Raw genomic sequence first — 11,648 nt, 5'->3', positions numbered from 1 at the left:
GGATATTTTTGTTTTTTTTGGTTGGGTTTTTTTTTCCCCTATCGGGCCCGGGGGGGGGGCCGCTCTGGGGGGCGCCCCCCCCCTTTTACCCCCCCCACACCCCCTGGTACGGAGAGGAAGCACGGGTGAGTGAACAGGCAGGCCCTGTCTGTCCGGAGTGCGGTACGGCTCGGCTCGCGGACGGCACACCGGCGTGCAGCTGCGCCCGCCTCGCCTCCGAGGCCCACCGGGCCGAGCGCACCGCGGCGGCAGCGGCGGCGGAGGACTTCGATCCGGTACGGATCCGGCCGTTCGTGGAGGCCGGCGAACCGCGGTCCGCGGACGAACTCGTCGGCGACGAGACGCCGCACCGGTTCGCGCGGCCCCCGGTGCCGCCGCCGTCGCTTACGGAACCCGCACCGCACGAGCCCACCGACGCGCGCGACCGCCGACGCCACCGCATCCTCCTGGCCACCGCCCTCGGCGCCTCCACCGTCGTCGTCCTGACGGGTGGCTTCGTCGGCGGCCTGTTCTGGTACGACGGTCCCGAGCGGGACGGTTCGGCGTCCGGCGGCGTCCGCGCGGGCCTGCCCGGCGGCTCGCCCTCGGAGAGTGCCTCCGTGTCCGCCTCGCCCACCCCGGCCGGTGCCGCGACACCGAAGTCCCCCTCCCCGAGCGCCACTTCCGCGTCACCCACGACAGCGGTCCCCACCGCCCCGACCGGCACCAGCACCCCCACCGCGACCTCGTCCGGCGCCGCCCCGACCACCTCGGACAAACCCACGCCGACCCCGTCCGGCAGCGAGGACCCGGTCCTGCGCTACGGCGACGAGGGCGCGGAGGTGACCGAACTCCAGCTCAGACTCCAGCAGATCGGCTCCTACGACGGCGAGGCCGACGGTGTGTACGACCGGCAGGTCGAGAACGCCGTCCGTACCTACCAGGTCACCCGTGTCGTGCTCACCGACGAGTCCGGCGTCTACGGCGCCAAGACCCGGGCCTCCCTCGAAGCCGAGACCACGGAGCCCTGACACACCGGCGCCCGAGCCCTCTTCGCGAAGACCGCACGGAGCGGGCTTCACGAACAGGGCTCGGGCATTCGCCGGGAGGCCGGACCGGGCGGCGCGGGCCCGGCGGTGGAGCACCGCCGGGCCCGCGTCCGACCGGTCAGATCACCCCGAGGTCGAGCATCGTGTCGGCCACCTTCACGAAGCCCGCGATGTTGGCGCCCACGACGTAGTTGCCCGGCGCCCCGTACTCCTCGGCGGTCTCACGGCAGGTGGTGTGGATGTCCGCCATGATCGAGGCGAGCCTGCGGTCGGTCTCCTCGAAGGACCAGACGTCACGGGACGCGTTCTGCCGCATCTCCAGGGCCGAGGTCGCCACCCCGCCCGCGTTGACCGCCTTGCCCGGCCCGAAGGCGACGCCGGCCTCCTGGAACAGCCGTACCGCTTCCGGGGTGGTCGGCATGTTGGCGCCCTCGGCGACCGCCACCACACCCCCGGCCAGCAGGGCGCGGGCCGCGCTCTCGTCCAGCTCGTTCTGCGTGGCGCAGGGCAACGCGACCGAGCACGGCACGTCCCACACCGAACCGCCCTCGACGTAACGGGCCCCGGGCACGGCCTCGGCGTACTCCTTGATCCGGCCGCGCCGGACCTCCTTGATCTCCTTGACCAGGTCGACGTCGATCCCGGCCTCGTCGACCACGTGCCCGCCGGAGTCGGACAGCGCGACCACCTTCGCGCCGAGCGCGCGGGCCTTCTGCGCCGCGTAGACGGCCACGTTGCCGGAGCCGGACACCACGACCCGTCGGCCGTCGAGGTCCTGGCCCCGCTCGGCGAGCATCGCGGACACGAAGTAGACGGTCCCGTACCCGGTCGCCTCGGTCCGTACGTGCGAGCCGCCCCAGCCCAGGCCCTTGCCGGTGAGGACGCCCGACTCGTAGCGGTTGGTGATCCGCTTGTACTGGCCGAACAGGAAGCCGATCTCCCGGCCGCCCACCCCGATGTCACCGGCCGGCACATCCGTGTGCTCACCGAGATGCCGGTGCAGTTCGGTCATGAACGACTGGCAGAACCGCATGATCTCGCCGTCGGAGCGGCCCTTGGGATCGAAGTCCGACCCGCCCTTGCCGCCCCCGATGGCCAGACCGGTCAGCGCGTTCTTGAAGATCTGCTCGAAGCCGAGGAACTTCACGATGCCCAGGTTCACCGACGGATGGAACCGCAGACCGCCCTTGTACGGGCCGAGCGCCGAGTTGAACTCCACCCGGAACCCCCGGTTCACCCGCACCCGCCCGGCGTCGTCGACCCACGGCACCCGGAACAGGAGCTGCCGCTCCGGCTCGCACAGCCGCTCCAGGACCCGGTGGCGCGCGTAGTGCGGGTGGCGGGCCAGGACCGGTTCCAGCGACTCCAGCACCTCGCGGGCCGCCTGATGGAACTCGGACTGTCCGGGATCGCGCGCCTGGACGTCGGCGAAGACGTCCGCGGTCAGGCGCAGTTCCGCGGCGGGCGTGTACGGGACGGGCATGGACGTACCTCCTTGTACGGCGTTGCAGCAGGAGGTACGGAAGATCGCCTGGCTCTGCTCAGCCACCGGGCGCCGTCCCCGCCGTACGAACGGGCCCGGGAGGACGCGGTCCTCCCGGGCCCCTGTCGTCGTCCTGCGGCTCAGACCCTGCTCGCGGCGAACGTGGCCGCCGCGTCGGCGTCGGCGGTGTAGCCGAGGTGGGCGAGGACGTCGTCCCCGCCGTTCTCGCAGACCGGGTCGCCCGCGGCGCAGAAGTCGGCGGTGCGGCTCTGGTAGACGCCGGTGACGCTCTTGCCGAGGGCCCGGATCGGATTGCCGAACAGCAGCACGGCGGCGACCCGCGGCTCCAGCGCGGTGGGGATCGTCGCGACGATCGGGCTGCCGACGACCGCGCCCTCGCTGCTGATGCCGAGGGAGTTGTCGACGACGTTCGCGCCCTGCGAATAGCCGACGAGAACGAACCGCTGGTTCGGACAGGAGGACGCCTGGCTGCGGACGTGGTTCACCAGGTCGGCATTTCCCTGTGCGGCCGAGGTGAGGGAAAGGTTCGCGGGGTAGTCCACTTTGTAGCTGGACAGGTTCTTTCCCGTCAGTTTCCTTTGCAGGGCGGAATACACCGGGTCGCCGACGATGGCGCCGAGCGTGCCCGGCTCGAAGGTGCCGCGGACCGCGACGACGTCGATGTCCGTGCAGGCGGCGGCCGTTGCGGTGGGGGCGGTGAGGGTGGCCAGTCCGGCCCCGCCGGCGAGCGAGAGCACGGCGAGGCACAAGCGGATACGCATGGGGATCCTTCGCGGTTCGGGCGCGGGGAGCGCCAGGGGAAAAGGACGGTCCCGAACGTAAACGCGTGAGCTGGCCGAGCGTTATGGACGGTCGTGCAGAAATTCCCCGAATTCTGTTGCCGAAATGAGTCGCGCTCGGTGAGAGGAAATCGGGGTCCGTCGATCGACGGTGGGCCGGGAATTGCCCGGCGCGCAGGTCCGTGACGCATTCCGGCCGCCCGCTACGGCGCCGGGGACTCCGGACCCGGCGACGCCTCCGCCCGCAACGCCTCGCCCCGCAGGGCCAGAATCAGGTCCAGCCGGGCGTCGGGGTCCTGGAGGGAGTCGCCGAAGAGCTTCTCCAACTGGCGCAGGCGGTAGCGGACCGTCTGCGGATGGATGTGCAGCCGGGTCGCGGCGTCCGGCACGTTGCTGCCGCTCAGCAGCCAGGCCAGCAGGGTCTCCGCGAGCCGGGAGCGCTGCCCCTGCGTCACCGCGTCCAGCGGGGCCAGGGCGCGGGACCTGAGCTGGGCGAGCAGCGGCTCGTCACTGTGCAGCAGCAGCGTCGACAGCCGGTCGGAGCACCGCACCACGCCCTGCCGGGGCAGGATGCCGCGTCCCATCAGGCCCAGGGCGCGCACGGCCCAGCGCAGCGACCGCGCGGCCTCCGCGAGCGGCACCGTCGGACCGATCGCGGCCGGGCGTCCGCGCAGCGACAAGGTGAACGCCCGCCCGCCGAACCGCCCGGAGCCGTCCGGGTCGGGCAGCAGGATGCGCGGCGGACGCGACTCCATGTCCACGAGGGCACCGGCCCCCACGAGGGGCCGGTCCTCCTCGCGCCGGTCAGGCGCGGCGGCGAGCACGACGACCGCGACCTGCCGGGGCACCGTCCAGCGGGCGGCGTGCGCCAGGTCCTGGACGACCTGCGGGGAGGACGGCTGATCCCGCAGCAGCGCGTCGAGCAGCCGTTTTCGGCGCCGCTCCAGTTCGTCCGCGCTGTGCAGCTGCCCCTCCTGGTGCCCGGCCGCGGCTGCCTCCGCCACCTCGTGCACGGTACGGAACGCCAGCTCGCCGAGCGCGGCCACGACCGTGGAGTCCAGACCCAGCTCCTCCGCCGTCCGCCCCATCAGCCGCCAGGCGTGCATACCGCCGATGCGCACCGCCGACTGGAGCGCGTCCAGGCTGCGGCCCTCCAGCGCCACGGCCCGCCCGAGCTCGTGATAGGTCGCCGTGATGGCGTCGCCCGGCCCGCGGTCGTCGGCGATGTGGTCGACGAACAGGGTCAGCGCGGTGACGACCCCGGCCCGCAGATTGCGGCCGTAGGGACTGTCGACCGGGCCCGCGTACTCCGGGACGAGCCGGCGGACCTCGTCCTCCACCTCGTCGGCGGTCTTCTCCAGCTGCTCGCGCAGCAACTCGGCCAGATCGGCCGGAAGACAGGGGGCCGACGTGCCGCCGGAGGCGTCGTGCGGGGTGGGGACGGCCATCGCGGACACTCCTTTCACCCGGAACCGGCTCACCCCCGCACCGTGACCTGTGAGGCGAGCGGGACGTCCCGAGTTGGACGGACGGCTCCTGCGCTCCGTTCCGTGCCCCGACGGCACCGACATCACTCCGGCAGCCCGAGCGCACCGGCGAGCATCGGCCAGGACGCGGCGAACTCCCGCTTCCAGTAGGCCCAGCTGTGTCCGCCACCGGTGTACAGATGGGTCGTCGCCGGGACACCGAGCCGGTCGAGGGCGGCGGTGAAGCTGTTCGCGGACAGCCACAGGGCGCTCTCCAGCGTCTCCGGCAGCCAGTCACCGCTGCCGCCCACCACCCCGCTGCCGCTGGACACGTACAGGGACGTGCCGCGCAGCCCTTCCGCGCGGGCCCGCGGATTGAAGGCACGCCAGGTCAGGAAGTCGAGGACCGGATTGCCCCAGACGGACAGGAACGCCAGGTTCTCGCGGGCCACGATCGCGTCGACGAGGGACGGCACACCGGGCGAGGTGGTGTCGAGGATGCCGCTGTACGAGGCCGCCGCCGCGAACGTCCCCGGGTGCCGGGCCGCGTGCGCCATCGCCCCGTACCCGCCGGTCGACACCCCCGCGACGGCCCGGACGCCGGAGGCCCGGTAGTCCCGGGCGAGCAGCGCCGGGACCTCGCTCAGCTGGAAGGTCTCGTAGTCGGCGCCGCTGCGCCACGCGGTGGGGATGCCGGTGGGGCCCGCGTCCGGCATCGCGACGATCAGTTCCCGGCTCTCGGTGAACGCCTCGATGTCCGTCTCACGGGTCCAGGACGTGTAGTCGTCGTGGGCGCCGTGCAGCAGGTAGAGCACCGGATAGGTGCGTCCGGGCGCGGTGTCGAAGGACGGCGGCAGGATCAGCCGCACCGGCGCTCCGCGGCCCAGGGCGGCGGAGGACACGGACACGTCCAGGGTGCGCGGGCCGACCTGGGTCGCGGCACGGGCCCGGGTGGTGGCGGCCGTCGCGCCGAACAGGACGGCCGCCGCGGCGGCCTTGGTGACGGCACGGCGCGACAGTGCGGGGGTGCGGGGGTGCATGGCGGCTCCTCGGTCTGCGGGTTCAGTGGCTCGGCTCGGCGGCCTCCCGCCGCAGACGGGCGGCGATCCCGTCCACGTGCGGCGGGTCCAGCAGCGACAGATGGTGGCCCTCGACCGGAACGACCGTCAGCCGCGGACAGACCTCGTCCCAGCCCAGCGCCTCGTCGTCCCGTTCGTACGCCGGGTCGCGCACGGTGTGCGGAGCGGGCTCGGTGGCCCGGAACAGCACCACCCGGCCCTCGTACCGTTCCGGTCGGTGCGCCTCGCCGATCCTCAGGTCGAGGTAGGAGGAGCGCTGGTGCTCCAGAGAGGCGGCCGGCACGTCCGCGGCCTCCCGCAGCGCCGTCAGCACGACGTCGATCCGCGCCTGTTCGTCCTCCGTCGCCACCAGCTCGTCGTACGGCAGGTCCAGCCGCACCCCGTAGGTGTCGGCGACGTGCCGGGCGAAGCCGGTGAAGTGGGCGCGGACCCGGTCGGCCGGGGTGACGTCGGGCCGCGACAGCGGGCGGACGGAGTCGATGAGCACCACCAGCTCCACCTCCCGCCCGGCGGCGCGCAGTTGACGCGCGGTCTCCTGCGCGACGAACCCGCCGAAGGACCAACCGCCCAGCAGCAGCGGCCCGTCGGGACGGCAGGCGGTGACGGCCTCGGCGTAACGGCGTGCCTTCTCCTCCACCGTGCGGGCCTCTTCGAGCCGTTCGAGTCCGTACACCGGGCGCTCGTCGCCGAGGAGTTCGGCCAGTGGGCGGTACACGTCCGTGGTGCCGCCCGCCGCGTGGACGAGGAACAGCGGTGCCCCCGGTCCCGTCGGGCCCAGCGGCCGGAGCGGGCCGTTCTCCTCGGCGGCGAGCGTCCGCCGGACACGGTCGGCTGCGTCCCGTACCGTCGCCGCGCCCAGCAGGTCCCGCAGGGACATCTCGGTGCGGAAATCGCGTTGCAGCGCGGTGCGGACACGGACGGCCATCAGGGAGTCCAGGCCGAGACCGGCGAGCACCGTGTCGGGGGTGACACGGGCGCGGGTGTGGCCGGTGACGGCGGCGATGTGGTGGCACAGCCGGGCCTCGACCGAGGCGTCCTCGGACTCGTGCCCGTGCCCGTGCCCGTGCCCGTGCTCGTGCTCGTGCTCGTGCTCGGCGGAGTCTCGCGCGGGTGCGGCCGGCGGTGGGGCCGTCACCGGCGGGCGGCCGTCCGTCCACCAGTGCCGGACATGCCGCCAGCGCGGCCCGGGCAGGTCGACGACCCGCCCGGCGGGCATCGGCAGCCGCCCGCCGCCGACGTACAGGGCGCCGAGCGCGGTGAGGAACGCGGCCCGGTCGTCCCCGTCGCGGCGCGAGGTGCCGAGGGCGAGCGCGCCGGGCGCGTTGTCGGTGAGGGCACGGGTCAGGACGGGGTGCGGGGAGATCTCGACGAAGGCGGTGTGCCCGTCGGCCACCGCCGCCGCGACGGCCCGGTCCAGCCGTACCGGCCGCCGCAGATTCGCGGCCCAGTGCGCGGCGTCGAAGGAGCTGTCGCCCCGCGGGTCGTCCAGGACCGTCGAGTAGACCGGCACGCGCGGACGGCCGCCCCGCACATCGGCCAGGGCCGCGGTCAACTCCGGCAGCAGCGCGTCGACCTGCGGGGAGTGCCCGGCTCCCACGACCCGCATGGCCCGGGCGGCACGTCCTTCCCGCTCCAGGTGCCGCACCAGGCGGGCCACCTCCGGCTCCTCACCGGTGACGACCTTCTGGCCGGGCGAGGAGTGCACGGCGACGTGCACACCGGGGAAGTCCCGCCGCAGGAGGCCCAGTTCGTCGTCCCCGACCTCCACGACCGCCATCGCGCCCCCGTCCAGACGGCTCAGCAGCCGGGCCCGTACGGCGATCACCCGCGCGCCCTCGGAGAGGTCCAGCGCGCCCGCGCACACCGCTGCGGCCACCTCGCCCATCGAGTGCCCGACGACGGCGGCGGGTTCGACGCCGTGCGCCCGCCAGAGTTCGGCGAGGGCGAGCTGGAGGCCGAACAGGACGGGCTGGGCGACCTCCAGGCGCCCCAGGTCCCCGGCGGACGCCAGATGGTGGCGCAGGGAGAAGCCGCACTCGGTGGCGAACTCCGCGTCGATCTTCTCCACGGCGGCGGCGAACGCCGGTTCCTCGGCGAGGAGACGGCGGCCCATGCCGGTCCACTGGCTGCCGTACCCGGAGAAGACCCACACCGGGCCGCGCGCCCCGACCCGCTCGCGGTCGCCGGTCACGGCCGTCGCGTGCTCGCGGCCGTGCGCCAACGCCTCCAGGGCGTCGGCGAGTTCGTCGTGGTCGCGAGCGGTGACGGCGGCACGCACCGGACCGCGCCCCGACCGCCCGGCGAGCGTGCGGGCCACGTCGGCCAGGGAGGCCGCGCCGCCCTGGGGCGTGCGCAGCCACGCGGCGATCCGGGACGCGGTGTCCCGCAGCCGTTCCGCGTCCAGGTCGGACAGGACATGGAGGCGGGCGGCCGGTGCCCCGGCCGGGACCGGAGGCAGCATCGCGGGCTGCCATTCCTCCAGCACGGCATGGGCGTTGGTACCGCCGAAGCCGAACCCGGAGACCCCCGCGGTCGCCGTGCCGCCGTAGCGGGGCCACGGCTCGGAAGCGGTGACCACCCGCAGCCGGACGTCGTCCAGCGCGCTGCCGTCGGCGCAGTGCAGCGACGGCGGGATCATGTCGTGGTGCAGGGCGAGGACCGTCTTCACCAGCCCCGCCACGCCCGCCGCGGACTCCAGGTGGCCGAGGTTGCCCTTGACGGAGCCGAGCAGCAGCGGCTGCTGCGGGTCACGGCCCGCGCCGAGCACCGACGCCAGCGCGCCCGCCTCGATCGGATCACCGAGCGGTGTGCCCGTGCCGTGCGCCTCCACGTGGTCGACGTGCGCCGGGGTGAGTCCGGCGCGCGCGTAGGCGCTCGCCAGAAGCGCCTGCTGGGCCGCCGGATTGGGCGCCAGGAGCCCGTTGGAGCGGCCGTCGGAGTTGACGGCCGTCGCACGGATCACGGCGAGGACGCGGTCGCCGTCCCGCTCCGCGTCCGACAGCCGCTTCAGCAGCACCGCCGCGCACCCCTCACCGCGCCCGATGCCGTCGGCAGCCGCCGAGAACGGCTTGCACCGGCCGTCCGGCGCGAGGGCGCCCGCCCGCCGGAACGCCACCGACACGGTGGGGGAGAGCAGCAGGTTCACCCCGGCGGCGATCGCCGTGTCGCTCTCGCCGGTGCGCAGACTGACGCACGCGTGGTGCACGGCGACCAGCGAGGAGGAGCACGCCGTGTCCACGGCCATGCTCGGCCCGCGCGTGTCCAGCACATAGGCCAGCCGGCCCGCCGCGACCGAGAGCGCCGCGCCGGCGGGCGCCCACGGGTCGACGGCGTCCAGGGCGGCGCCGGTGAGCTGGCCGTACTCGGGCGCGGAGATGCCCACGAAGATCCCGGTCGCGGTCCCCGCGAGGGAGGCGGCCGGGACGGCGGCGTGGTCGAGGGTCTCTTGCACGACCTCCAGGAGCATGCGCTGCTGCGGGTCCATCACGGCCGCCTCGCGCGGGGAGACGCGGAAGAAGTCGGCGTCGAACCCGGCGATGTCGTCCAGATAGCCGCCGTACCGGGGCGCCTCATCGGGCGGGAACGCGGCGAAGTCCCGCCACCGGTCCTCGGGCACCCGGCGCACGGCGTCGACGCCCCCGCACAGCAGCCGCCAGTAGTCCCGCGGACCGCGCACGCCCCCGGGCAGACGGCAGCCGACACCGACGACCGCGACGGGCTCGTCCGTCGGCCGCGGGGCCACCGGTGCGGCGGCGCCCTGCTCCGGTCTCTCCTCGCACAGGTACGCCACCAGCGCGTCACCGGTGGGCGCCTCCCACAGCAGGGTCGCGGGCAGCTCCCGCCCGGTCGCCTGGGACAGCCGCCCGGCCAGGACCACCGCGTCCCGCGAGGACATCCCGAGGTCGGTCAGCGGCCGGTCCATGGGGACGGCCTCGGCGGCCGTGTCGTTCCACGAGGCCACCCGCTCGGCGATCAGCCGGCGCAGCGCGGGTCCGTCCACGGCCGTCATGCCGCACCCTCCGCCGGATAGACGCCCGCCAGATACCGCTCCCGGGTCAGGCTCCGCGACACCTTCCCGCTGGACGTGCGCGGCACGGTGCCCGGCGCCACCAGGACGACATCGGCGAGCCTGAGCCCGTGCCGCGAGGACACGGCCGCGCGCACGGCCCGCCCCAGATCCGTCACGTCGATCTCCGCCAGGCTCAGCGCCCTGATGTGCTCCGCGACGACGACCACCCGCTCCCCGGAGCCCCCCGGCACGCCGAAGGCGGCGAGACGGTAGCGGCGCAGCGCCGGATGAGCGTCCTGGGCCGTGGCCTCCACGTCCTGCGGATAGTGGTTGCGGCCGTCGACGACGATCAGGTCCTTCAGCCGCCCCGTGACGATCAACTGCCCGTCCAGCACGGTCCCCAGATCACCCGTGCGCAGCCAACCCCCGGACGTCCCAACGGAGTCGGTGAACCGCGCGCCGAACACGTGCCGGGACTGCTCCTCCTGGTTCCGGTAGCCGCGCCCCACGTTGGGCCCCTGCACCCAGATCTCGCCGACCTCCCCCTCGGACAGCGCGGCGCAGGTCGCCGGGTCGGCGATCCGGACCCGCTGCCCGGCCGCGGTGCCGCATCCCGCCAGCAGCACGGCCCGGGGATCCTCGGCGCGCGCGGCCAGTGCCTTCCCCGCGGCGAGCGCGTCACGGTCCAGCGCGAACCGGCGCAGCGGCTCCCCGGGCCGGGCCGCGCTCACGAACACCGTGGCCTCCGCGAGCCCGTACGACGGGCAGTGACTCTCGGCGGGCAGCCCCTGCGGGGCGAACGCGGCGTGGAACCGGTCGGCCGTGCCCGGCCGCACCGGCTCGCTGCCGTTGATGAGGACGGCGACACCGTCCAGCCGCAGCCGCGCCTTCTGGCTGTCGGTGACGGCCGAAGCGCAGTAGTCGTAGGCGAAGTTGGGCGCGGCGCTCAACGCGCGCGGATGCGCCGCGAGCAGCCGCAGCCACCGCACGGGCTCGTGCAGGAACGCGGCCGGGTCCATCAGCACCGACAACAGCCCCCGTACGACGGGTGCGGCGACGCTCAGCACGAGACCCATGTCGTGGTACAGCGGCAACCAGCCCACACACGTGGCCGGTTGCCGGTCGGCCCCGTAGGCGGCCAGCGCCTGACGGGCGTTGGCGACGACATTGGCGTGGGTGATCTCCACCCCGGCCGGGGTGCGCGTCGAACCCGACGTGTACTGGAGGTAGGCCACCGCGTCCCCGTCCGTCACGGCGGACGGCGGCTCCCCGGCGACGGCGTCGGGCACCTCGTCCACGACGACGATCCGCACCGGGCGGTCCGCGCAGAACTCCCGCACCGCGTCCGCGCACCGGCTCGTCGTCACGACGACCGCCGGACGCGCGTCGGCGAACACGGCCGCCAGCCGGTCCCCCTGCCCCGGCAGACCGGGCGGATACAGCGGTACGGCGACGAGACCGGCGGCCGGCGCGGCGAGGAACGCGGTGACGTACTCCGTCCCCTGCGGGCACAGCACCGCGACCCGCTCCCCGGGCCCCGCCTCCTCGGCGAGCCGCGCGGCCAGCGCCCGCACCCGCACGTCCAGCCGCCTCCAGGTGAGAGTGCGGTGCACCCCGCGCGAGTTGGGGGCCGGATGGTCGACGAACGTGAACGCCCGGTGGTCGGGGGCGGTCCTGGCCCAGTGCCGTACGTACTCCGGCAGGGTGCGGCACGCGGGCGTGAGCGGGGGACGGCGGCTGTCCATCGGGCGGGCTCCTCGGGTCGGGGAGGCGGCGGGGAGGG

General features: G+C 74.4%; 7 protein-coding genes. 1 reads left to right on the top strand and 6 read right to left on the bottom strand.

What is annotated here, in order from left to right:
* The first annotated feature begins 125 nt into the window (after window positions 1-125).
* Window positions 126-1,010, top strand: coding sequence for a peptidoglycan-binding protein (locus tag ACIPSE_RS29205; RefSeq protein WP_401668046.1), 885 nt, complete (start codon window positions 126-128; stop codon window positions 1,008-1,010).
* Window positions 1,011-1,146: 136 nt separating this feature from the next.
* Here the strand turns inward: ACIPSE_RS29205 and gdhA are convergent, their stop codons facing one another.
* The 6 genes from gdhA to ACIPSE_RS29175 form a co-directional block, all read right to left on the bottom strand.
* A complete protein-coding gene (gene gdhA / locus ACIPSE_RS29200) occupies window positions 1,147-2,511 on the bottom strand; it encodes an NADP-specific glutamate dehydrogenase (RefSeq protein WP_401668043.1) in 1,365 nt (454 codons plus the stop codon).
* A gap of 140 nt (window positions 2,512-2,651) precedes the next feature.
* A complete protein-coding gene (locus ACIPSE_RS29195; RefSeq protein ID WP_401668041.1) occupies window positions 2,652-3,293 on the bottom strand; it encodes a cutinase family protein in 642 nt (213 codons plus the stop codon).
* 221 nt (window positions 3,294-3,514) lie between these two features.
* Window positions 3,515-4,759, bottom strand: coding sequence for a PucR family transcriptional regulator (locus tag ACIPSE_RS29190; RefSeq protein WP_401668038.1), 1,245 nt, complete (start codon window positions 4,757-4,759; stop codon window positions 3,515-3,517).
* 122 nt (window positions 4,760-4,881) lie between these two features.
* Window positions 4,882-5,817 carry an alpha/beta hydrolase gene (locus ACIPSE_RS29185; RefSeq protein WP_401668036.1) on the bottom strand — a complete coding sequence of 312 codons (936 nt, stop codon included), beginning with the start codon at window positions 5,815-5,817 and terminating at the stop codon, window positions 4,882-4,884.
* Between the two features lie 22 nt (window positions 5,818-5,839).
* Window positions 5,840-9,865 carry an acyltransferase domain-containing protein gene (locus ACIPSE_RS29180; protein WP_401668034.1) on the bottom strand — a complete coding sequence of 1,342 codons (4,026 nt, stop codon included), beginning with the start codon at window positions 9,863-9,865 and terminating at the stop codon, window positions 5,840-5,842.
* A complete protein-coding gene (locus ACIPSE_RS29175) occupies window positions 9,862-11,610 on the bottom strand; it encodes a fatty acyl-AMP ligase (RefSeq protein ID WP_401668032.1) in 1,749 nt (582 codons plus the stop codon). Before ACIPSE_RS29175 ends, ACIPSE_RS29180 begins: the two co-directional genes overlap by 4 nt.
* Window positions 11,611-11,648: the final 38 nt, after the last annotated feature.

The organism is Streptomyces sp. NPDC090106, assembly GCF_044747265.1.
Lineage (GTDB): Bacteria > Actinomycetota > Actinomycetes > Streptomycetales > Streptomycetaceae > Streptomyces.
This window is presented reverse-complemented; position numbering and strand designations above follow the sequence as displayed.

Excerpts from the sequence above, each read along its gene's own strand:
- ACIPSE_RS29190 (WP_401668038.1), bottom strand. The coding sequence starts at position 4,759 with ATGGCCGTCCCCACCCCGCACGACGCCTCCGGCGGCACGTCGGCCCCC.
- ACIPSE_RS29195 (WP_401668041.1), bottom strand. The coding sequence starts at position 3,293 with ATGCGTATCCGCTTGTGCCTCGCCGTGCTCTCGCTCGCCGGCGGGGCC.
- ACIPSE_RS29175 (WP_401668032.1), bottom strand. The coding sequence starts at position 11,610 with ATGGACAGCCGCCGTCCCCCGCTCACGCCCGCGTGCCGCACCCTGCCG.
- gdhA (WP_401668043.1), bottom strand. The coding sequence starts at position 2,511 with ATGCCCGTCCCGTACACGCCCGCCGCGGAACTGCGCCTGACCGCGGAC.
- ACIPSE_RS29180 (WP_401668034.1), bottom strand. The coding sequence starts at position 9,865 with ATGACGGCCGTGGACGGACCCGCGCTGCGCCGGCTGATCGCCGAGCGG.
- ACIPSE_RS29185 (WP_401668036.1), bottom strand. The coding sequence starts at position 5,817 with ATGCACCCCCGCACCCCCGCACTGTCGCGCCGTGCCGTCACCAAGGCC.